The sequence below is a fragment of the Legionella clemsonensis genome (assembly GCF_002240035.1).
In the GTDB taxonomy this organism is placed as follows: Bacteria; Pseudomonadota; Gammaproteobacteria; order Legionellales; family Legionellaceae; genus Tatlockia; species Tatlockia clemsonensis.
Map to the genome: position 1 here is coordinate 876,156 of NZ_CP016397.1, position 23,536 is coordinate 899,691.

A 23,536-nucleotide genomic window follows, 5' to 3' on the forward strand; every position below is an offset into this window, starting at 1 on the left:
AAAGCTCCATTGCTTAATCAAGGGCTGATGCTTGCACTAGTTTCTCTAGAAATTTACTTGCCGAGGTTTCGCCTACAAGACGCAGATGACTTTGTTCATTACCGTGTTTATTAAAAAATAAAAATGTAGGTGGGGCAACAACACCATACTGGCGTAGCAGTGCTTTATCTTGAGCATTATTAGCCGTAATATCTACCTTTAGAACAATAAAATTTTTTAATGCTGCTTCAACCTGGGGATCCTTGAAAGTAGTCGATTCCATGACTTGACAAGAGGTGCACCAGTCAGCATAAAAATCCAACATGACAGGTTTGCCTTTGGCCTTGGCGATTGCTTGTTGCACTTCAGAAACAGTACTGACAGTTTCAACCGAAAAATTAGGTTTGGCATTTGCAATAGCCTGAAATCCTGTCAAAGGCTGTAAAGGATTGGTATTCCCCATACTGGCACCAATTAGAATTAATAAACCGTAAACGAAGCTAATAAGACCAAATCCTTGCTGTAGCTTCGCGTAATTAGAGAGGGATTTACTAAGAGCACCGCAATAAATCCCTAGGAGAATCAACAGACTGGCCCATAAGAGCATTACTATTACGCCGGGCAAAATGCGACTTAGCAGATAAATGGCGACGGCAAGAAGCAGTACACCAAAGAATACTTTGACACCATTCATCCAGTTTCCTGCTTTAGGAAGCCATTTTCCAGCAGAAGTTCCAATCAAGAGTAAAGGGGTACCCATCCCTAATCCTAAAAAAAATAAAGTCAGGCTACCAAATATAATATTGTTACTATGGGCAATATAACTTAATGCACCAATTAAAGGAGCAGTGACACAGGGAGATAAAATGAGCGTTGAAAAACAACCCATGACAGCTGCTCCCAGATAATGTCCATTGGCGTGGTGATGGCTGGCCCCTGCCAGTTTTGCTTGCCAGGAAACCGGCAAGCGTAATTCATAGTAGCCAAACATGGAAAGGGCTAGTAGTACAAAGACTGCACTAAATAAGCCAATTGCCCAGGGCGATTGCATGGCAATTTGCAGGTTGCTGCCTAACAAAGAGACAATTGCTCCTACTAAAGCGTAAGTGGCTGACATGCCAAGGACATAACTTAAAGAAAGAAAAAAAGCTTTGCGCGTGGAGATATTTTTTCCATGCCCCACAATAATTCCTGAAAGCACAGGTACCATCGGCAAAACACAGGGAGTAAAAGATAGAAGCAGACCAAAACCAAAAAAAGTTAAAAGAACGAGACTCCAATGTTTGGTAAAAATCTCTTCAATCTCGCTGGTAGCGGGGATAGCTTCGCTTTCTTCTTCATATTGAAGGGGAGTAGTTTCTATGGTGACATGAGTCAAGGCTAAATGGTCATCAATGGTTAATTTAATTTGCCGTGTTTCTGGGGGATAACAAAAGCCATCATCTGCACAGCCTTGAAAACTTAAGTTAACTAAAGTTTCTCCGGGTTGCTCTCCCAGAATAGGTACGGAAAGTGATAATTCGTGGCGGTAAATGGCATAGCTTTTTCCCTGTTTATCCGTTTTTGTCAAAGGAGTAGGGAAGCGTAAATCGCCTATATGCACGTTGCTATTGGGTTGAGCGGTGACTTTAATGCGATCCGCATACAGAAAAAAGCCTGGTTTTACTTGCCAAATAAGAGAGAAGGTATTTGGATCAATCTGTTTCGCATTAACTTGAAAAACCTCTGTTGCAGGAAGAGGGGTTGCATAATTAAGAAATGAAGCGAAACAGAGTAATGAAAACAATAACCATTTTTTCATGGATGTCTTATAGCTAACCAAATAGTAGAACATTGTAGTAGCAGTATCAAAAAAAACCAAAAAAAATTTAAAATCACCCCTTGAAAGCCGGTGAGGGAGTCCCCATATGGCTGTCATCAGCGAAATGCAATGAGAGACATCAAGTATCAGCATTGCATAACGCTAAAAAATCAGAGCTTACCTCTGAAAATTATAGGTGATAATCAAAAACCAGGAGAAAACAAGTATGAAAATTCGTCCTTTACACGATCGTGTTGTTGTTCGTCGTATGGAAGAAGAACGCACTACAGCCGGCGGTATCGTTATTCCAGATAGCGCTACTGAGAAGCCCATGCGTGGCGAGGTTATCGCTGTTGGTGCAGGTAAGGTATTAGATAATGGTGATGTCCGTGCCTTGGCTGTGAAAATTGGAGATATAGTTCTCTTTGGCAAATATTCTGGTACAGAAGTTAAAGTAGCAGGCCAAGAATTGGTTGTGATGCGTGAAGACGACATCATGGGTGTGATTGAGAAGTAAATCAACTATCTTAGGATTTAAAGGAGACTATTATAATGGCTAAAGAAGTACGTTCTGGCGATGATGCACGTCAAAAAATGATTGCCGGTGTAAACATTTTGGCAAATGCTGTACGTGTAACAATGGGTCCTCGTGGAAGAAATGTGGTATTGGAAAGATCTTTTGGTGCTCCTACAGTAACCAAAGATGGTGTATCTGTTGCTAAGGAACTTGAGCTGGAAGATCGCTTTGAAAATATGGGTGCACAGATGGTTAAAGAAGTTGCTTCCAAAACTTCTGATGCAGCCGGTGATGGTACTACTACTGCTACTGTATTGGCTCGCGCTATTATGGTTGAAGGGAACAAAGCGGTTGCCGCTGGTATGAATCCAATGGATTTAAAGCGTGGTATCGACAAAGCGGTTACTGCTGTAACCAAAAAGCTGCAAGAAATGTCCAAACCTTGTAAAGATGGAAAAGCAATTGCTCAGGTTGGAACAATTTCTGCAAACTCTGATCAATCTATCGGTGATATCATTGCTGAAGCGATGGAAAAGGTTGGTAAAGAAGGTGTAATTACTGTTGAAGACGGTAATAGTCTGGAAAATGAATTGTCTGTGGTTGAAGGTATGCAGTTTGACCGTGGCTACATTTCTCCTTACTTTATTAACAACCAGCAAAACATGAGTGCTGAGTTAGAGCATCCATTTATCCTTCTGGTAGATAAGAAGATTACCAATATTCGCGATATGCTTTCTGTATTGGAAGGTGTTGCTAAATCTGGTCGTCCTTTGTTAATCGTTGCAGAAGACGTTGAAGGTGAAGCATTAGCTACCTTGGTGGTTAACAACATGCGTGGTATCGTTAAAGTATGTGCTGTAAAAGCACCTGGCTTTGGTGATCGTCGTAAGGCAATGTTGCAAGATATTGCTATTCTGACCAATGGCCAAGTGATCTCTGAAGAAGTTGGCAAGAGCCTTGAAGGTGCTTCATTAGAAGACTTGGGTAGTGCAAAACGCGTTGTAGTGACTAAAGAAAATACCACTATCATTGATGGTGAAGGTAAAGAATCTGAAATCAATGCTCGTATTACTCAAATTCGTGCACAGATGGAAGAAACCACTTCTGATTATGATCGTGAAAAGTTACAAGAGCGTGTTGCCAAATTAGCTGGCGGTGTTGCTGTGATTAAAGTGGGTGCAGCTACTGAAGTAGAAATGAAAGAGAAAAAAGCGCGCGTAGAAGATGCTCTGCATGCAACTCGTGCTGCTGTTGAAGAAGGCATTGTTGCAGGTGGCGGTGTTGCCTTAATTCGTGCCCAAAAAGCACTGGATGGTTTAAAAGGTGAAAACGCTGACCAAGACATGGGTATTAGCATTCTGCGTCGTGCTATTGAATCACCATTACGCCAAATCGTGGCGAATGCTGGTTATGAGTCTTCCGTAATCGTTAATAAAGTTGCTGAAAATAAAGATAATTATGGATTTAATGCAGCAACTGGTGAATACGGTGATATGGTTGAAATGGGTATTCTGGATCCAACCAAAGTGACTCGTACTGCTCTGCAAAATGCTGCTTCTGTGGCTAGCTTAATGCTTACTACCGAGTGCATGATTGCTGATCTTCCCAAGAAAGAAGAACCAGTAGGTGCCGGTGATATGGGCGGCATGGGTGGAATGGGTGGCATGGGCATGATGTAAGCCAAGCTGCTGTTCCCCCAAAAAAACCCGCTTTCGAGCGGGTTTTTTTTATGATATTTTCAACAGCGGGATAAATAAGTTAGTCTAAACTAATAACGAAGGTAAAGTAATTTACTTTTTTAATATCCTTTGTCACAAGGAGATGAATATGGTAAGCCAACGCAGTGTGGTAAAAGCCAGTGAAGTGACCGGTGTTGATGTTAAAAATATGGAAGGAGAAAGTTTAGGTACTATTTATGAAGTAGTAATTGATAAAGCTTTCGGTAAAGTTAATTATTTAGTATTAGAATTTGGTGGTATTTTAGGCTTTGGTAATAAATTTTTTGCTCTTCCATGGCATTTATTCAAATATGATAAGACTGAAGATTGTTTTTTAATTGATATGGATAAAGAACGGCTACAAAATGCACCTGGTTTCGATAAGGATCATTGGCCTGATTTTGCTGCACCGGAGTTTGCTACAAGAATTCATAAATATTATGAATAAGCAACAACTACTCAACTATAAGGAAATATCATGAATAAAAATCCCTCAAAATCAAATGATGAGAAAAAAAGTACAAAATCTTCCCAAACCAGGGAGCATTTAACGGCTGACTCCGTTTCTGAAGCTAAAAGAAGAGCACGAGGCACTCAAGCACGAGATACTCAAGAAAAAATTGAGGAACATTATCGACAGTTGAAAGATAATACCAACGAATGGTTAGAAGAAGGCAAGAAAAAATTTGAGGAAACGCAAGACAGCTTCAAAGAATATACGGATGAGCTTGCAGAGAATGTAAGAAATAATCCACTTAAAGCAATTCTGATTGCGGGTGGCATTGGATTTATTTTATCGTCACTTTTAAGAAAGTGATCGTATGATAAATTTTATTGAGCATTTGGAAGGTGTTATTGCCAGTAAAATGGCTACAGCGAAAGGAATGTATACCTTATTTAAGCTGGAGGCTCAACTGGCAGGATTAAATATAGTGCCCTTGTTAGTAAGCATAGGCGCGCTAATAGCGCTTTGTTTTTCAGGCTGGCTAACTTTAATGGTATTAATCAGCTATTTATTGATGCTTTTGATTGGTCCTTTACTAGCGATTATTACTGTTTTAATACTCAACATTATTGCGCTATTTATTGCCATTAGAAGTCTGGCCTCCTGTATCAGGCAAATGAGTTTTGAAAAAACAAGGGCTTTATTAACCAATCAGCCAAAGGAAACTCATGAGCTCACGAAAACAACTACGGCAATCCATAAATCAGCTAGAAGTTAAGCTGCAAATGGAGAATACCAGATTGATAGAACATAAGCGCTACTTTAATCAACTGTTCAAAGAGCATCGCTATCTTTTTCTCGCTTTATTAATTCCTACTTTTTGGGCAGGATGGCAAGAAGGAAAGCGAATAAGAAGTGGAAGAGGCGGTAGTTTTAAACGCTTTGCCAGGTTTATGTTTAATACTTCCTTTGCGACGTTTAATACTAAAAATTTATTTAAATGATACCATCAAAAACTTGATGGTATCATTTTAGATTATTTTCTATAGTCGCGGGGGTTCTCTGAGCTACGATGCTGACCGCCTATTGGTTTGCTGTCTGAAAAATGCTTACCAGCTTTATTATTTTGATGACGCTCATCTCGACGAGAGTGAGGAGAACTGGAGTCTGGATTGTGCGAATAAGATTTATCTCGATTTGAAGCTTGATTAGAATGACGTCCTTGTTGATCATGATGACCAGGTCTGTTGTTTTCATTTTTTTGAGTCATGATTAATATCCTTATTGTTAGTAAATTTCCAAGTACAGCAAATTAATAGTAGGAGCTGAATTTAAAAAATTCCAATGACTTAAAAAAATTATTTTTTTTATAGTATTAGGCAAAATACTTATCTGAATTATAAACAACAAGCGTCACCCTGAGCAAAACGCTGAAACTTATACACATCTCTGAAAACTCTGTTTTTTCCTCCTAGAAATGGTCAAGCTAAAGATGAGCTTCATTATTGTTCTAATCATTTGATTAGCAATTAAAAATGCGAGGTTACAACTAAGCTCCGGTTTTTTTACGGCATATTTTTTTGTATTCTTTTTCCAATGCTATCAGCTCTTCGTCAGTAAGCTTATTCAAATCAATCGACTGATTATTTGCAGCTCGATGTGATTTAATTAATTCATCAAGTTTTAAGTTTAAAATGACAGTATCGCGATTTTGAGTATGCTGAATTAAAAAGACCATAAGAAAGGTAATGATAGTGGTGCCCGTATTGATAATTAGCTGCCAAGTGTCTGAAAAATGAAATAAGGGCCCTGTAATAGTCCAAATGACAATAGCGAGCAAGGCTAACAAAAAGCTCCAGACGGTACCGACCGCATCAGAAATGATTTTGGCAAAACGCGCAAAATAATTATGCGGTGTTTTTTGAGTTTGCTTCATATCTTCTCTCCTGTACTACGCATTTCCTTTCCTGATTCACAACTATACTTAATTTAATGAGTAAACGTAATATTTTAAAACCAGCAAATTATATGAAAACAATTGAAATTCTGGATGTCTCTTTAAGAGATGGTGGGCATAGAACAAATTTTCATTTTAGTGATCAGGAATTGCAACATATCTTAACTGCCCTCGATAAATCCGGTATTGAATATATTGAAATTGGCTATCGTAATGGGCTTGCAGGTTTAGCCAGTCCCGTTGGAAGAGCGGGATTGTGTGAAAGAGATTACCTTTATTTTTGTCAATCCTTAATCAAGCACGCAAAAATTGCCGTCATGATTCATCCGCAAAATATTTTAGAGTCAGATCTCTTAGAATTGAAAAAATGCGGGGTCACATTAATCCGGGTCTGCGTCCTTAAAGATAAATTGATTGATGCGCTATCGTTTTTTAAAAAAGTGAAGAATTTATCTCTGAAACTTTCTATTAATTTTACCAATATGTCGCACTACCAGCCAGCCGAACTGGATGGACTGATAAAACAAATCATTCAGTTTGAGCCAGATATGATTTATTTTGCGGATTCAAATGGAAGTATTACTCCTGAAAAAATTAGTATGATTTACCAAAAATACACGCAGCAATATGCTATTCCATTCGGTTTTCATGCTCATGATAATCTTGGTCTGGCACAGGCAAATGCCTTGGCGGCTATTCACTCTGGGGCTACATTTATTGATGCTTCTTTGGCTGGTATGGGAAAAGGAATCGGGAATTTAAAAACGGAATTTTTTGCTGCTTATTTACAAGCCACAAAAACAAAAACATATAATCTTGCAGAATTATTAACAGCTTCAAATTATGTCCGTCATGCGCTAGGTATTGGACATGAACCCATTGAATGGGATGAATTCAATCGCGGTATTTCTGATCCCGCTTATTAAGCTGAGTTATTTTTAATTGGCGATTCCCAAAGAATTTGCCTATTATTAGGTTTAGCCACGCAACATGTAATAGATATAACCTATTATGTTAATATAAATAATTGATTTTATAAATTATTGATTTTTGGCTATGTTTAGGAAGAGAGAGAACCTATAAAAAGGAGTATTAAATGGATGAAATTATCAAAAAATTATCAGTTTTAATGGCAGATACTTACGCTATTTATTTAAAAACCCAAAATTACCACTGGCATGTCACCGGGCCTCAATTTAAGGGAATGCACGAATTGTTTGAGATGCAATATCAGGAGTTGGCAGAAGCTGTTGATGCTGTTGCAGAGCGTATTCGCACTTTGGGACATAATACTCCGGCTACTTTCAAAGAATTTGAAAATTTAAAACGAATAAAGGATGGAGATGCTAATAAAAATGCTAATGAGATGGTGATAGATTTAGCTCATGATCATGAGACGCTGGTAAGAGACTTAAATCAGGCACTTGCACTTGCTCAGGAAAATAAAGATGAAGGTACAGCTAATCTGTTAGGGGATAGAATTGCTGCGCATGAGAAAGCACGTTGGATGCTTAATGCTTCTCGAGAAAAAGCTTAAACTCTGGCTGTCAAACGCATGCACTATGAAACTTGCCTGACAGTGTTAACTTAAGAAAATACTAGTAGCCTTAGTGAAACGATAGCATAAGATAAACATTTCACTGGAAGAACCTGATTATGCTATCGCTTCACTAAGACCAGAGGGTTGCAATTATTGTCATTGCATTGGAAGGGATAAGAACAGCTAAATAACTGTCTTGGCAATTAAATTAAAGACAGTGACAACCGACAATTTATTTTGATATAAAACTTTCTTCATTTTTATTTATAAGCGAAAATTCCCGAGGGAAACTTTTTCCAAGGATTTTAGGATTCGCTAATGCAATTTCTTTTTTCAATAGGTCTTTTTTTAAGCGCAAGTCTATTATTTGTTATCCAGCCCATGGTAGCAAAAGTTTTACTTCCTGTTTATGGAGGCACACCTGCTGTATGGACAGTTTGTATGCTTTTTTTTCAAGCTATGTTACTGGTATCCTACGGTTATGCGTGGTTGCTTAGCAAACTAGCTACAGCTTGGGAGTGGCGTTTTACTCATAGTCTTTTAGTAGTGGTAAGTCTGCTAGGTTTTCCCTTTTTATTTGTTGTTTTTCCAGAAAAAGGTATCCCTGAGTTTATTATTTTGCGGCACTTGATTTCTCAGTTGGGTCTCCCATTATTAGTGATAGCCGCTTCAGCGCCACTCTTACAATTTGCCTATAGTCAAACCCGAGGTAAAAAGGCCAGTGATCCTTATTTTTTATACGTGGCAAGTAACGCAGGGAGTTTACTGGCTTTATTGGCCTATCCCTGGATTATTGAAAGATTTGTAGGATTAAAAACGCAATTTTATGGCTGGACGATAGGTTATATGATGTATCTTGTTGTGTTAGGGAGTCTTCTTTTTGGTACATCTTATCAACCTTTGATAAAACAAAAAATTGCAAGCTACTCATTATCACGGTTGCTCAAGTTTCAATGGATTGGATATAGCTTTGTTCCATGCAGTTTGCTTTTAGGCGTTACTTTTTATATTACTACTGATATTGCAGCAACACCGGTATTTTGGGTTTTGCCACTGGCACTTTATTTATTGTCCTTCATGATAACTTTTGCGGAAAAACCGCCTATTCCTTTTCCTTGGATAGAAAAAAATGCTTTATTCTTTTTCATTTTTCCTGTAGTTGGTTTTATTCTGGGGAGTGCGGTACCTGCCTGGCAATTCATCTTTTTTCATTTGCTTAATTTTTTTATATTTGCTTTGTTGTGTCATGGCCGATTAATCCAAAGTCGTCCTCCTGCCAGTCAGCTGACAAGTTTTTATTTTTGCTTGGCATTGGGAGGCATGTTGGCTGGTGTTTTTAACAGTCTCATTGCGCCAAGACTTTTCAATGATGCTTATGAGTATCCCCTGGTTTTAGCGTTGGGAATGCTTTGTATTCCAAAAAATAAAACAAAAGGAATGACTCTTACTCCCCTTGTCGTTTTACTCCTATTGCTGATTAATTATTATTTGCCCAATTTGGGTTGGCTTGCGATAGTCAAGAAGTATAAAGTGGCCGAGTTTCTGTCCTTGTGTATGATTATGTGTTGGCCTGGCAACAGGATTACTCTTTTTGTCAGTGTATGTATTTTATTTGTATTTTTATTTTATCCCGGCTTGAAACATAGCACCATTTTATTCCAGCAACGTAATTTTTATGGTGTTAAGAAAGTTTCAGCCATACCGGGGTCTAATGTGTTAATTAGCCAAAATACAGTCCATGGCTTTCAATTGACTCATTTAGAAAAAATAGACCATGGTGCTTTAGGATACTATGGACCGTCTGCACAGGTGGTAAAGCTATTTCGCCAGCGAAAAGCACCCTTGAATGCCATGATTCTCGGACTGGGAACTGGCATGATGGCTTGTCAATATGAAGGGGATGACAAGCTAAGCATGGTGGATATTGACAAACAGGTCATCGAGATTGCTAAAGATCCGCGATTATTCACCTATTTAAGGGATTGTCCACCCCAGGTTTCTCTTGAAGAGGGAGATGGCCGTTTGGTAGTGCAAAATATTCCCGATAGCAGCATTGATATCCTAGTGATCGATGCTTTTTCGTCGGATTCGATACCGATTCATTTATTAACGCTGGAAGCTTTTCAATTATATTTAAAAAAAATTACACCGGATGGTCTCATTTTGGTGCATATTAGCAATCGTCATTTAAATTTATTGCCAGTGTTAACTGCTGTTGGACGACAACTGGATTTAATCGTACTTCATAAGTTTCAACCTGCTGATGCCAAGACTGGACAACTTGCCTCTGAATGGGGATTATTAACAGCCAATCAACAGTTTGCCATTTCTCTAATGCGCACTGCCGGATGGCGTTTCGTGACTGAGGGTGAAGAACACTTATGGACAGATGACTATTCAAATCTAATACCGTTGTTGAAATGGTAGCTCGAGGTGTTTTTGGCTCGTTGAAATTTGCATGTGGCAATAAGTGCTGGTTTAATTTATCCTACTGCTTTTTATCGGGCTGTGAGACTAGACTTATAAATCTATTAAATTTCAGCTAAATTTCCTTTTGTCTCTAGCCAGATTTTACGATCAGCTGCTCTTTTTTTAGCTAACATCATATCCATAAGCGCTAAAGTTGCTTCTTCATCCTCTAAAGTAAGCTGTATCAATCGTCGCGTATTCGGATCCATGGTGGTTTCGCGCAATTGCATGGGATTCATTTCACCAAGCCCTTTAAAGCGTTGTACATTAATTTTTGCTTTACTGGTTTTGCTCAGTTTTTCTATAATTGTTTGTTTTTCCTCATCATCCAGCGCGTAATGCACTTCTTTCCCTGCATCAATGCGGTAAAGTGGGGGCATAGCAACAAATACGTGTCCGGCCTGGACCAACGGTTTAAAGTGACGCAAAAACAGCGCGCATAGCAAGGTTGCAATATGTGCACCATCAGAATCGGCATCGGCAAGGATGCAAAGTTTTCCATAACGAAGCCCAGAAAGATCGGGTGACCCTGGATCAACGCCAATTGCGACAGAAATATCATGTATTTCCTGAGAAGCAAGCACTTCTGCAGAATCCACTTCCCAAGAGTTTAAAATTTTTCCACGTAATGGCAGAATAGCCTGATAATCTTTATTTCGCGCCTGTTTTGCAGAACCCCCTGCCGAATCCCCCTCTACTAGAAATAATTCTGCCTGGCTTAAATCCTGCTGCAGGCAATCAGCCAGCTTTCCTGGAAGGGCTGGGCCTTGGCTAATACGCTTGCGCGCTACCTGTTTGGCTTGCCGAAGGCGTTTTTGGGCGCGCTCAATGGCAAATGCAGCAATGATTTCGCCCTGGCTGCGGTGTTGATTTAACCAGAGTGCAAAAGCATCTTTGACGACATTACCCACAAAATTGGCTATTTGGCGCGAGCTAAGACGTTCTTTAGTTTGACCCGCGAATTGTGGTTCTTTCATTTTGACAGAAAGCACGTACTGGCAGGGCTCCCACAGATCATCAGCTGTCAACTTGACACCTCTTGGTAATAAATTTCGCAATTCGCAAAATTCAGACAAAGCGTCATAAAGCCCTGAACGTAATCCATTGACATGGGTACCACCCTGTGCGGTAGGAATTAAATTGACATAGCTTTCACTTAAACCATTATGGGTTGTTGGTGACCATGCCAGTGCCCAATCAGCGGTTGCTTCTTCGCTGGCGAATTCGCCAACAAAAGGCTCATCAGGAAAATAATCGGAAGGGAGTGACTGTTTTAAATAATCAGCCAAACCTTTTTCATAACACCAATGGCTCTCTTCATTGGTTAATTTATTAATGAAGGTCATGGAGAGTCCAGGGCATAATACGGCTTTAGCCCGCAAAACATGAGTAAGGTGTTTGACGGACATCTTAGTCGTATCAAAATATTTTGCATTGGGCCAAAAGCGAATAATTGTGCCGGTATCGCGCTTTTTGGTCACACCCGTTTCATTAAGTTCTTGAATTTTATCACCATTGGCAAAAGCCATGTGATAAATAATGCCGTTTCGCTTGATAGTAACATCAACACGCTCTGATAAAGCATTAACGACAGAAACCCCTACGCCATGCAAGCCTCCAGAGAAGCTGTAATTTTTATCTGAAAATTTTCCGCCAGCGTGCAGACGCGTCATAATCACTTCTACACCACTTAAACCAAGTTGTGGATGGAGATCTACAGGCATCCCTCGACCGTTGTCTTCAACTTCAACGGAGCCGTCTTCATGTAAAACGACAGTGATTTGATTGGCAAAACCTGCAATTACTTCATCAACACTATTATCAATGACCTCCTGGGCCAAGTGATTAGGTCTGGTGGTGTCAGTGTACATTCCGGGACGGCGTTGTACAGGTTCAAGACCACTTAATACCTCAATCGCTTCAGCTGTGTAATTGTCAGACATTGATTGTATAACCTTGGTTAAATAAGCCATAGTGTAGCATGAAAATCATCTTATAGAGCGAGAGGCTGGTCTAAATCAGTTGGTCAAGAAATTACTCAATTGCAATTTTTCCAAATCTTTCTGCATAATTAAGCGGCTTTTTGGATAAGGCTATTGCAGTATGGATTGCCGTCTTCATAAAAATTTTTGCCAACTCATCATTTCGGGTTGCTGTAGGATTCCCCTCATCACATTGCATTTGAATGCGCTTATCCAGTGGGAGTTGGCCCAATAGAGGTACTGAAAAAGTTTGACTTAAAATTTCACCACCACCATGACCAAAAATGGTCTCTTGATGACCACACTGACTGCAAACATGCAGTGACATGTTTTCTACCAATCCAAGAACATCGATGTTGGTGCGAGCAAACATTTTGATCGCTTTTTGAGCATCTAAGGTGGCTACATTTTGCGGTGTGGTAACAATGATAGCACCTGCCAAAGGAATTTTTTGTACCAGACTTAATTGGATATCACCGGTACCGGGAGGTAAATCAATCAATAAATAATCAAGCTCATCCCATTTTGTTATATCGAGCATTTGGATTAATGATTTAGCCAGCATAGGACCGCGCCATATCAACGCTTCCTGATGATCGGTGAGGTAGCCAATGGACATAGCCTGGACACCCTGAGCAAAAATGGGTAAATAATGCTCTTCATTGACCTGTACGGGTTCTGTGCTACCTAACATCAGGGGAATGCTGGGGCCATAAATATCAGCGTCAAGAATACCGACTTTAGCGCCTGCTCGTGATAAAGCGATAGCCAAATTAATCGCTACCGTTGATTTGCCTACACCCCCTTTGCCTGAGCCAACGGCAATTAAATTTTTGGCCCCTTTTAAACCTTTTCCAATAAGCTGGGTGCGATGGGCTTTTATAAAAAAGTTCAGGGCAATTTTAATTTCATAATCAGGCAAGGCCTGTGCAAGGTGGTTTTTTAACGCAGGTAATAAACTTTCTTCTAAAGGCAGGGTAGGAAAACCTGCTTGTAGTGTAATTTCTATTTGCTTGTTGTTGACCCTCACTATAGGTTGTAATCCCATCTGTTGTGGGGTCAGGTCAAGCCATTGGTCATGGACAGTATTAAGCAGTTCAATAACGGTATTTTCAATAGTCATACAACAATCCAAAGAGTTTAGCATAAATGAACATAATAGCAGATAACGGAACTCCGTAGATTTAAATCTTGCTAATCAGGCAAAATCATATCATTTTGAATTAATTTCACGCGCTTATCTTGCCTAAGTTACCGTTATCCTGAGCAAAGTGAGATTCTCAGCAGATAAAATCCCGCTCTTTGGACGAAAAGATCCTTCAAGCGACCATGTCGCTGTCAGGATGATGCCTTTGTTGTTTATATTTATTAGATAAAGTAAGAGTGTTCCCTGTCTTGCTGATTACGCTGCGCTTCACCAAGGTTAACTGGAGCGTAGTTGCGGCAACTAAACTTTTATTATTCTTAAAAAAGAGAACAGGGATTTTCATTACCCTCTTCAAGGGTATGCTCATTTTCTTTATTGTGAAGTTTTTTCATAGCTGCTACCAAGGAAGGATTTTTAGCAATTAATTTCCCCTCATTATCAATCCAGCCTAACTCAGTAATCACTTCTCGTGTGCGTTTGCCGCCGTCTTCTAAAGCATGCTTTAGAATATTCTCTAAAGTAAGTGATTCGGTTTTATAATTGATGTGTGTAGTTCGGAAAAATCCAAACCAACCCTCCTTATCATCTTTCCATTTCTGGCCGTAATTTTCACGAAATTGGGTTAAGAGTGATTCGTGCGGGGCTGAGAAATGGTATTTTTCACTGAATTCGTCATAAAATTTTTCGGCTAAAATTTTATGAACATGTGCTGAGGGATGCTTGTCATCCCAAAACATATAACCTGGCGCTGGTGAAGTTTTATTTGAATTTAACTTAAAATCTTTTGACTCAAGATAGGGGGAGTGAATTTTTGCAGAATCAAGCTGATATTTTTGCGGATTATAATAGGCATCGGTAAAAATTTTATTGACATCAAAGGTATTAATAGAACAATTAGGGTGTTTTTCTGATAATTCTGTTACTTTTTGCTGTAGTAATTGGTTATAGTAGTTACACACCTCCCGTGCATTAGCCTGCTCTTTTTCACCTAATCGATAAAAATGGGGAGTCAGTGATAAATCAGGCAGATTAAACAAGACGAAATGGTAATACCCTGCTTTGATTAATTCCTCAGCGTTCTTAATTCTTGCCAGAACTGCTTTTTCCGCCTCTTCTTTAGAGGGTTCATTATTAACTGTGATTAAATCATTAGCGCCAGACCATTCGGTAATAAGGGTTCTTTTTTTATGTTCTGCAGAAATAGCACGTGCATTATCATCCGCCAAGAGTAAGCTGCGTTTTTCATCAAGATTAGAGACAACCTTCTCTGTAACAAGACATTTAATATTGGTAGTGATTCTGCCAGAGTAATCATAAGAAGTCAGGCCACCTTCGTCATAATACCTGATAAAATCACGTCCTGCGAAATTGATACGTCTATAATCATCAAGCTTCAGATTGTGGAGAGAATTTTCTACCTTTGGATCATGAACAATTACCTCATCAGCAATCTCGGTAGAGTCTTCACCCTTACGCTTAAGGGTGCGAATAATTCTTTCCTCGACGAAGTCAGTTCCGAAGTCAGTATCCCAAACGTAACCATTCGTGAATGCCCCCTTAGGCGATTTGCCTTTTAAACCACTTAAACCATCCATTGGGATTAAACCACCCAGTTTTTTATGAGCCATTCTCCCTGGATCAGAAAGGCTATCGCCCATGGAGATGATATGTTCAATGATTGGTTTAGGCATGGTTTCCTCAGCGAGAAGTTAATTGACAGTGTTTATAAAATCACACACTTAAGATAATATTAAATACCATAAAGTAAATGAATTGAGCAAAAGGAATTATTTTGATTTAGAATAATTGATCAAATTGGTTCATAATTGTACTAATAGGTTATTGTAGCAAGGATGCAGTATGAAAAAAGTACAATGTTTAAAATTTCTGGGGCTTTTATTAATGTGTAGCTTTTTTGCTGCACCAAGTCTTGCTGCTCCTGATACTATTCCCACCGTTGCTCGTTTAAGCTATATGAAAGGCGTGATTAGCTTTGCTCCTGCAGGGCTTAAAAAATGGATTAAAGTGAGCTTAAACCGTCCGTTGGTGATTGGTGATCAGTTGTGGGCTGATAAGAATGGATTGGTTGAATTACAATTAGGTACAGCAGTGGTTCGTATTGGTGATCACACCAGCCTTAAAATTTTAAATCTCAATAATACGATTGCCCAGTTTCAACAGACCAATGGCATGCTAGGGTTAAGTGTTAAACCAGAAAATAAGAACAGACGCTATGAAATTGATACGCCTAATCTTGCTTTCACTACTACTGTTTCTGGTTATTATCGCATTGATGTTGATAGTAAAAAAAATGTAACTATTGTAACTGTGCGTAAAGGTAGAGGTGATATCTACGGCAAAAATTCTTCCTTTAAAATTAAGGAAGGGCAATCCTGTCGCTTTACAGGGAATGATTTGAAAGGCTACCAATGTAGTGCTGTGGGTCCTGCTGATGATTTCGATCGCTTTAATTTAGAACGTGATCGTCGTTCTGTTAAAACAGTGATTAAATATGTTGCTCCAGAAATGATTGGTTATGAGGATCTGGAACATTATGGTACATGGAAGGTCATTAAAACCTATGGTCGCGTATGGGTTCCTCAAGTGACAGTCACCAACTGGGCTCCTTACCGCATGGGGCGATGGATATGGCTTAATCGTTGGGGTTGGACCTGGGTTGATGATCAACCCTGGGGTTTTGCACCTTTCCACTATGGTCGTTGGACACGTTGGCAAAATCAATGGGTATGGGTTCCTGGGCCGCGCAATATAGCGCCAGTTTACGCACCTGCATTGGTTGCCTTTGTGGGAGGAAGACAATTTAATTTACGAGTAGGAGGCGCTCCAGGAATTGCCTGGTTTCCGCTTGCACCAGGTGAAATTTATATACCTCCCTATCGGGTAAACCAAAATTATTTTACGCAAGTAAATATCAGCAATACCGTGATTAATCAAACCTATATTAATCAGATTTATAATGCATCAACAGTTAATATTAATTATCAAAATATTAATATACCTACTGCCATTACTGCGGTACCAACCACCACATTTGTGCAGTCAGTTCCTGTTAATACAGAAGCGGTTGAAATTTCGCCAGAGACTTTGAAGGCTGCTCCTGTAACACCGGTGGCTGAGGTGGTACCTGAACCCATCAGTGTTCAAGGGGGAAATGCACCTTCTAGTGCTGTTCCAAGCAGTGAAATAGTTAATGAAGAGACGGTAACTCAAACAGAGCCTCCTCCGGAGCCTATACCGTTTACTCAAGAGCAATCGTTGTTGGCTAATGATCCAGGCAAACCTTTGACAGAAGAACAGCTTGAACAACTCTCACCACAGGCGCCGTCTCAGGAACAGCAACCAGCGCCTGAAGTACAACCAGCGCCTGAAGTACAACCAGCGCCTGAAGTACAACCAGCGCCTGAAGTACAACCAGCGCCTGAAGTACAACCAGCGCCTGAAGTACAACCAGCGCCTGAAGTACAACCAGCGCCTGAAGTTCAGCCAGCGCCTGAAGTTCAGCCAGCGCCTGAAGTTCAGCCAGCGCCTGAAGTACAATCAGCGCCTGAAGTACAACCAGCGCCTGAAGTACAACCAGCGCCTGAAGTTCAGCCAGCGCCTGAAGTTCAGCCAGCGCCTGAAGTACAACCAGCGCCTGAAGTTCAGCCAGCGCCTGAAGTTCAGCCAGCGCCTGAAGTTCAGCCAGCGCCTGAAGTTCAGCCAGCGCCTGAAGTTCAGCCAGCGCCTGAAGTACAATCAGCGCCTGAAGTACAACCAGCGCCTGAAGTACAACCAGCGCCTGAAGTTCAGCCAGCGCCTGAAGTTCAGCCAGCGCCTGAAGTTCAGCCAGCACCTCAGGCTCCTGAAACTCCTGAGATTCAGCAGACTCCTCACTTACAACAAGCACCGGAGATGCAACAAGCTCCGCAAATTCAATCCACTCCGGAAATTGAGCAAAATGCTCCCTAGTTGAGAGTGAGTTTGCTGGCAACGGAAGAATGAGTAACTACAACTTTTTAAGTTACAGGGTCAGCAAAGAAAGTTCTTCTGTATACGCCCACTCTATCCAATTACCTTTTGCAAGGTAATAAACCCCACAGCGAATAGGGTGGCTGGATTGTCTGGATAACAGGTGTGCATATTCATTAACCTGCAGGCGGTGTTTGGCTTGTGCAGTTTCATCGTCGCTTCCAGTTTTAAAATCAATGACCCACCGTGTCCCCGCATCGATAAAAGTACGATCGATAATGCGTGTCATTGCAGTATGTTCACTGACGAATAGTGCATATTCGTTGGCTTCTTCTTCATGAGTCTTAATTAGCCATTGTCCAATGGGTTCGGTAAATAATTGCTGTAGCTGTTGTCTTAAGTTTTCACAAGCCTCATTTAATTCGCTTTTTGTAAATCCTAATGATTTAAAACGGTTAGTTACCAATTGCCATGGTAATTCTTCAAAACTGATTGGATGATTATTACAAATCCATTGTAATAATTCATGCGCTACAATGCCGATTTGACGCGCATTGGTCGAATAAGGAATTAAAGTAGCTTGTCCTTCTTGTAAGGAGGAGGAGGGTATTGGTAAATTTTCATAAAAGTGAGCAGGTAATTGCTGGCGTAAAGGGAGTGAAATTTCCTGACTTTCCTTTGTTAACACTGCTTCATTGGTTATAAATTCTTGATGCTTTAATAGATGACGGAAAGTACCCTTGGTCTCTTTTTCACGATTATCAAAAAGATAAAGACGTTTTTTAGCACGAGTAACAGCAACATAGAGTAAGCGCTGTAATTCATAGCTGTCTTTTTTGGCATCAAGTTTGGCAAGATAATCATAAAGTTTGCATTCTTCTTGATAAGCTGCTTTTACTGGCGAAACCAGTAGCAGATCATTTCTCTCTGCACCTGGAAGTTTTAACCAACGCAATAAGGGTTGATCAGTGTTATGCGTTTTGGCGCTTAAACCTGGTAAAATGACACAATCAAATTCCAAGCCCTTCGATTTATGAATAGTCATAACCTGCAAACGTGAAGCAGTGGTACGTTGGGAATAGAGTTTATTAAATTCAATTTTAAATTGTTCCAGATTAGGAAATTGTCCTTTAGCAGTAAAGCGCTCAAGTAGCTGCCAAAATTGCTCAAGATCTTCCTGTTGCTGGGCATTTAGAATATGTTGCCCGTGCAACTGTTTGAAGGTTAATTCAATCCAATCGACTAAGGTTTCTTGCTGACGCAAATGCAGAGCATTTTTTATTACTTGATATACAAACTTAAGTCTGGTATGTGTATTTTCCTCAAAAGGCAACTCATCCATTTGTGAAAGAATTTCATAGATTGACTTATTCTTATTTACATTTGCAATGACATGTAACTCTTCAAGTGACAAACCACAAAAAGGACTTCTTAATAAGGCTAACCACGCCAGCCGACTTGCGGGTAGCAGTAAAACCTGGGTGAGTGTCCAGAGATCACGAAGATGAGGAAGTTGAGATAGACAATCGATTTCAACACCCTGAAAAGGCACATTCTTTTCACGTAATAAGCGGGTGATTTGAGTAAGCTGGTTGCGAGAACGCACGAGAATGGCAATGTCCTGTTCCGAATGTGCTTGAAGCTCAGCAATAGCACAATCAACCACTGCTTCGGCTTCTTTTGTTCGAGTGGGAAATTGACAGGCGCTAATCAAACTTGCTTCATCTGCAAAAATCACCGGTGTAGCATGATGAAATGAAATTGCTCCGGATTCAATCTCATCGAACTTTGGAAAAATCATTTGAAATTGCTGATTTACCCAATGAACAATTGTTGGTGTGGAGCGAAAATTACAGCATAACTCTAAAAACTCCAGTTTTACCGATCCTATGCCTTCTTGTTTTGCTTTTAGAAAAAGACCTACTTCCGCTTGACGAAAGCGATAGATGGATTGCATAGGATCGCCCACTACAAAAAGAGTTCTGCCATCGCCAGGTTGCCAACCGTTTAACAATTTTGTTAATAACTGGAACTGTTGAATGGAGGTATCCTGAAATTCATCAATTAAAAAATGATGGATTGTATTATCAAAGTACAAGGTTAAATCGGTAGGCTGTTCTTCATTGCCTAAGGCAAATAAAGCCTGCTGAGAAATTGCTGTAAAATCTACTTCATTGTTTTCTGCAAAGATTAAATGCAGATGTCCAACCAGTAAGGGTAATAAAGTAAATAAAGATTGAAGAACTTGCCATTGCTCTGTAGCGTATTGGGATGGAGGCAAATCCTTAATATGCAAAAGCGTTTCCAGAAATTCTGGCTCCCTGTTTAGTTCAGTTAACAGCGCTTTACTTGCAGTTTTCAATTCATCATAAAGCTTATCGTCACAGACGCCACGTTTTAGGCCAACATGGTGATCAAAACTTTGGCGTAACGTGTTTTGTGAGGTGAGTAACAAAGCTGCCAAACCCAAGGCAATCTCACGGTTCAGTTCATCATTATTATGCCATTCTCGCAATACAAAACGGGGCGATTCAGGAGCATTTTCGATGGTAGCCAACTGGCGAGCGAGTGAACATAATTGGGTGCGACAGGATAGGGGGATAGACTGTTTGAACCGCAGAAGCGCTTGTTGTTCAATGAGTTTTAGCGTGTTTTCAAAACAAACCTGAGTTTGCTCTCGTGCAATATACAAGACTGAAAGCCATTGATCGCGATTAGCTAACAAGTCACTGAATAAATTCAGGAGCTTATCCTGACGATTATCAAGATGTCTTAGCAAGTTTTTCAGGGGAAGATGCAAATTACTCTCAGCCAGAGCATAGGCTAAAAAAGAACGAGCCGCTGCCTGATAATGAGGTTGTGCATTTTCCGTGACCTGAGCATAAGGAATTTGTTTTTCCAGCAAGGGAATGGCTTGGCAAATTATTTGACATAAAGAATCAATAGTCATTACACGCAGGCGATTAGGCTGCTGTAGTATTTGCCACTTCAATTGCTGGCTACGAGCCAAGGCTTCTTTAGCATAGAGAAAGGTTTGCTGTTGATGAGATGAAGCAGGAACTTTCCCCTCGGTCGCGTGCTTCAATGCCAACAAAATACGTTCACGCATCTCATTGGCTGCTTTACGTGTAAAAGTTAACGCTACAATTTGCTCTGGTGTAGAAACTGTACTCAACAACCTTAGGTAACGCTGTGTCAGTATTTCCGTTTTACCAGAGCCTGCAGGTGCTTGTACAATAAATGATCTGCAAGGGTCTGTGGCTTGCAGTCGTTGTTGGCCGTCCTGAAGCATTCATTAATCCATGATAATTTCTTGTGCTGGCGCTCTGAGATTATAATGGGAACTCATACAATAACCATAGGCGCCCGTGCTTGCTATCAAAATGACATCGTTTTCATAGGTTTCGGGAAACAGTCTATCATAACCTAACGTGTCTCCTGATTCACAGATAGGACCTACCACATGGGCGAATCCAGTTTTCTCTTGATTTAATTGACTTAAATTCACAATTTCGTGATAAGCACCGTAGAGGGCGGGGCGCATTAAAGAATTCATACCCGTTTCAATACCAATAAAGCGCACCTTTCCTTTTTCTTTGCATTGCGTGACTTTGGCAAGGATAACACCGCTTTCTGCAACAAAAAAACGACCTGGCTCTATCCAAAATGACAATTGAGGGTGCCCGGATTTGACGGCCATCAGCAACTCATCCAATGCATTTAAATCTAGCGGTTGTTGTCCAGGTTTTTCAACGACACCTAAACCACCTCCCAGATTAATAATGCGAACATCGGAAAATTGACTGATAAGTGCGGTAAGCATTAAAGCAGTTTGCTGCCACAATTCTGGTGTGAGAATACCGCTGCCAGAATGAGCATGCAAACCGATGACTTTGATTTGATGTTTTTCAATAAGCTGTTTAACTTGCGGCAAGTCAGCTTGAGGGATGCCAAATTTTGATTCATTACCGCCTGTGCAAACATACTTATGATGACCTGCACCGCAGCCAGAATCAATGCGTAACAAAATAGATTGATTTTTAAAAAGTTCAGGCCAGTTTTCTAAAGGGTAGAGATTATCAATCGTAAGGTAACAGCCTGTTGATAAAGCAAATTCATATTCCTTTTTTGCCGCAAAATTTGGCGTGAATAATACACGTTGTTTAGCAATGTCAGGGAACTGCGTGAAAACCTGTTGTAGTTCATCAATAGACACGCATTCAAAGCCAATGCCTTTTCGATACAGATTTTTTAAAATAGCAGGATTCGGATTTGCTTTTATTGCATAAAAGACGTGGTCAATGGATTTTAATGCCATTAACTCGTCAGCTTTCTTCGATTGGGTCTCCAGATGATAAACATAGCAAGGTGACTGAGTCGCAGCCAGATCAAGTAGTTTGTCTTTTTCCTGTTCCCACCAGGGACTATTTTTTACACCAGGATTACCGAATTCCTCTTGCCAGCTTTTGGAGTAGTAAAAGCTTTGGGGGTTATTATCGATCAACACATTATGCAGTTTTTGACACAATTTGTCGGCTTTGGATTCGTCAACGACAAACGTTAAATTAAGATCATTTGATGCAAGGGACATTAAATACACTTGCTGAGCATCAAACACCTCCAGTGTTGGGCCTAGTTGTGGAAGAACAGTACGTATATGATGACCAACCAAACTCACAGCACTACAAGGTTCGATCAGTTTTGCACGACCAAAACGATTTAAGTCAGCAAGTAACGCCTCAAGTGCTCGACGATCATATAATTTAGCATTACTATCCAACGAGAGGGTAATATTCGTCTCTGAAGAGGAGAGTAAATCTACTGAAAATCCATGCAACTTAAAAGCGGTAAACACATCAGCTAGGAAACCCACCTGCTGCCACATATGAATGGTGTCAATAGAAATTAAAATAATGCTGTGTTTCACCTGAATGGATTTAATAGGAGGTGCTTTGTCATCACTTTCATGAGAAATACGTGTTCCTGAATGCGCAGGCATTCGCGTGAACTTAACCACCATAGGAATGCCGGCCTTGCGTACAGGTGATAGACAGTTTGGATGCAATACCTTAGCACCCATTGAGGCAATTTCTTGAGCCTCATCATAATTAAGCTGCTTCAACAAGCGGGCATGAGGCAATAAATGTGGATTTGCAGTATAAATACCTGGAACATCTGTCCATATTTCACAAACCTTGGCTTGCAAAATTGCTGCTAACAGGGCTGCAGAAGTATCAGAACCGCCACGACCCAACAAGACTGTCTCTCCCTGGGGATTCGCAGCGAAAAAACCTTGAGTAATAATCGCTTGGGCACCACTGGCCGCCAATTTATGACGCAGTTCAGGATTAGACTCACTGTTGCAGCGTGCAGCTAAATAATTAACTGCGTCACCACCAGCAAGTGGAGTTGAGACCAATGCTTCACGCACATCAAACCACAGACATTTAATTCCTTGATTGCATAAAAACGCATGCCCCAACCTTGTCATCATTAACTCGCCCAGACTTAATATTTGAGCGCGAGTTTTGGGGGATGCTTCTTTTAGAAGTGCAATCCCCGTAAGCCATTGTTGCAGTTGGGTTATTTCTGTATTAATAAGCTCAGAAGAAACTTGTAAGGCTTTTGCCAATTCTTGATAACTCTCACGGATATCAGTTTCAATACTTTGATGCTGATTAATAAGAGCAGCCTCAATCGCTTTTTCTAATTTGTTGGATATTTGGGTTAGCGCTGAGCAGACAAGAACGGGTTGTACATTATCAGCGATATGCTGTTTAGTAATTGCTGCAATATTTTCCCATGTCTGCAAAGAAGAAACACTGGTTCCACCAAATTTGGTAATGACTTGTTGCATAAACGATATCCGTGCAAAAAAAGAACACATTATCATGGAGTGGTTAGTGTTTACAAGCCAGTGGATGAGTAAAATAAATGATAATAATCTCTCACTGTGATTTTTTTGTATTCATGTTGGGTTTTTTATGGTTATCTTTTGATTCTATGGAGAAT

General features: G+C 40.2%; 18 protein-coding genes. 10 read left to right on the forward strand and 8 right to left on the reverse strand.

Annotated features, from left to right (window positions below; translation table 11 throughout):
• Positions 1 to 13 precede the first annotated feature (13 nt).
• On the reverse strand, positions 14 to 1,780 hold the full coding sequence (dsbD, locus tag clem_RS03775) for a protein-disulfide reductase DsbD (protein ID WP_094092261.1): 1,767 nt from the start codon (positions 1,778 to 1,780) through the stop codon (positions 14 to 16).
• Positions 1,781 to 2,006: 226 nt separating this feature from the next.
• On the opposite strand from dsbD, the gene groES reads away from it, so the two are divergent.
• The 6 genes from groES (at position 2,007) to clem_RS03805 (ending at position 5,464) form a co-directional block, all read left to right on the forward strand.
• A complete protein-coding gene (gene groES, locus clem_RS03780; RefSeq protein WP_058448288.1) occupies positions 2,007 to 2,297 on the forward strand; it encodes a co-chaperone GroES in 291 nt (96 codons plus the stop codon).
• A 35-nt stretch (positions 2,298 to 2,332) separates the two neighbouring features.
• Positions 2,333 to 3,976 (forward strand): chaperonin GroEL, encoded by a 1,644-nt coding sequence (gene groL, locus clem_RS03785; protein ID WP_094090399.1) that lies wholly within the window; start codon positions 2,333 to 2,335, stop codon positions 3,974 to 3,976.
• 148 nt (positions 3,977 to 4,124) lie between these two features.
• Positions 4,125 to 4,463: a PRC-barrel domain-containing protein gene (locus clem_RS03790; protein ID WP_094090400.1), complete on the forward strand. Its 339-nt coding sequence runs from the start codon at positions 4,125 to 4,127 to the stop codon at positions 4,461 to 4,463.
• A 30-nt stretch (positions 4,464 to 4,493) separates the two neighbouring features.
• Positions 4,494 to 4,832: a DUF883 family protein gene (locus tag clem_RS03795; RefSeq protein ID WP_094090401.1), complete on the forward strand. Its 339-nt coding sequence runs from the start codon at positions 4,494 to 4,496 to the stop codon at positions 4,830 to 4,832.
• A 4-nt stretch (positions 4,833 to 4,836) separates the two neighbouring features.
• Positions 4,837 to 5,238 (forward strand): hypothetical protein, encoded by a 402-nt coding sequence (locus clem_RS03800; RefSeq protein ID WP_094090402.1) that lies wholly within the window; start codon positions 4,837 to 4,839, stop codon positions 5,236 to 5,238.
• Positions 5,239 to 5,245: 7 nt separating this feature from the next.
• Positions 5,246 to 5,464 (forward strand): hypothetical protein, encoded by a 219-nt coding sequence (locus clem_RS03805; protein WP_157698168.1) that lies wholly within the window; start codon positions 5,246 to 5,248, stop codon positions 5,462 to 5,464.
• 32 nt (positions 5,465 to 5,496) lie between these two features.
• Here the strand turns inward: clem_RS03805 and clem_RS03810 are convergent, their stop codons facing one another.
• Together clem_RS03810 and clem_RS03815 are read right to left on the reverse strand one after the other, a co-directional pair.
• On the reverse strand, positions 5,497 to 5,730 hold the full coding sequence (locus clem_RS03810; protein ID WP_094090404.1) for a hypothetical protein: 234 nt from the start codon (positions 5,728 to 5,730) through the stop codon (positions 5,497 to 5,499).
• A gap of 279 nt (positions 5,731 to 6,009) precedes the next feature.
• Positions 6,010 to 6,396, reverse strand: coding sequence for a low affinity iron permease family protein (locus clem_RS03815; RefSeq protein ID WP_094090405.1), 387 nt, complete (start codon positions 6,394 to 6,396; stop codon positions 6,010 to 6,012).
• A 92-nt stretch (positions 6,397 to 6,488) separates the two neighbouring features.
• On the opposite strand from clem_RS03815, the gene clem_RS03820 reads away from it, so the two are divergent.
• The 3 genes from clem_RS03820 to clem_RS03830 all read left to right on the forward strand — a co-directional run bounded on the left by clem_RS03820 (position 6,489) and on the right by clem_RS03830 (position 10,384).
• On the forward strand, positions 6,489 to 7,343 hold the full coding sequence (locus clem_RS03820; protein WP_094090406.1) for a beta/alpha barrel domain-containing protein: 855 nt from the start codon (positions 6,489 to 6,491) through the stop codon (positions 7,341 to 7,343).
• 170 nt (positions 7,344 to 7,513) lie between these two features.
• Positions 7,514 to 7,954 carry a Dps family protein gene (locus clem_RS03825; protein WP_094090407.1) on the forward strand — a complete coding sequence of 147 codons (441 nt, stop codon included), beginning with the start codon at positions 7,514 to 7,516 and terminating at the stop codon, positions 7,952 to 7,954.
• 321 nt (positions 7,955 to 8,275) lie between these two features.
• The gene (locus clem_RS03830) at positions 8,276 to 10,384 is read left to right on the forward strand and encodes a spermidine synthase (RefSeq protein ID WP_094090408.1); all 2,109 of its coding nucleotides are present in this window, start codon (positions 8,276 to 8,278) and stop codon (positions 10,382 to 10,384) included.
• A gap of 104 nt (positions 10,385 to 10,488) precedes the next feature.
• On the opposite strand, the gene parE is transcribed toward clem_RS03830, so the two are convergent.
• From parE to clem_RS03845, 3 genes are all read right to left on the reverse strand, one after another.
• Complete coding sequence (gene parE / locus clem_RS03835) at positions 10,489 to 12,369, reverse strand: DNA topoisomerase IV subunit B (RefSeq protein ID WP_094090409.1); 1,881 nt, start codon at positions 12,367 to 12,369, stop codon at positions 10,489 to 10,491.
• 91 nt (positions 12,370 to 12,460) lie between these two features.
• Complete coding sequence (apbC, locus tag clem_RS03840) at positions 12,461 to 13,531, reverse strand: iron-sulfur cluster carrier protein ApbC (RefSeq protein WP_094090410.1); 1,071 nt, start codon at positions 13,529 to 13,531, stop codon at positions 12,461 to 12,463.
• A 341-nt stretch (positions 13,532 to 13,872) separates the two neighbouring features.
• Complete coding sequence (locus tag clem_RS03845; protein ID WP_094090411.1) at positions 13,873 to 15,246, reverse strand: SGNH/GDSL hydrolase family protein; 1,374 nt, start codon at positions 15,244 to 15,246, stop codon at positions 13,873 to 13,875.
• A 169-nt stretch (positions 15,247 to 15,415) separates the two neighbouring features.
• Between clem_RS03845 and clem_RS03850 the strand changes: the two genes are divergently transcribed.
• Entirely contained in the window at positions 15,416 to 17,524 is a 2,109-nt protein-coding gene (locus clem_RS03850) for a DUF6600 domain-containing protein (protein WP_094090412.1), read from the forward strand.
• Positions 17,525 to 17,576: 52 nt separating this feature from the next.
• Here clem_RS03850 and clem_RS03855 read toward each other — a convergent pair whose 3' ends face one another.
• Positions 17,577 to 20,816, reverse strand: coding sequence for a UvrD-helicase domain-containing protein (locus clem_RS03855; protein ID WP_094090413.1), 3,240 nt, complete (start codon positions 20,814 to 20,816; stop codon positions 17,577 to 17,579).
• 3 nt (positions 20,817 to 20,819) lie between these two features.
• On the reverse strand, positions 20,820 to 23,381 hold the full coding sequence (locus clem_RS03860; protein ID WP_094090414.1) for a bifunctional aspartate kinase/diaminopimelate decarboxylase: 2,562 nt from the start codon (positions 23,379 to 23,381) through the stop codon (positions 20,820 to 20,822).
• Positions 23,382 to 23,536: the final 155 nt, after the last annotated feature.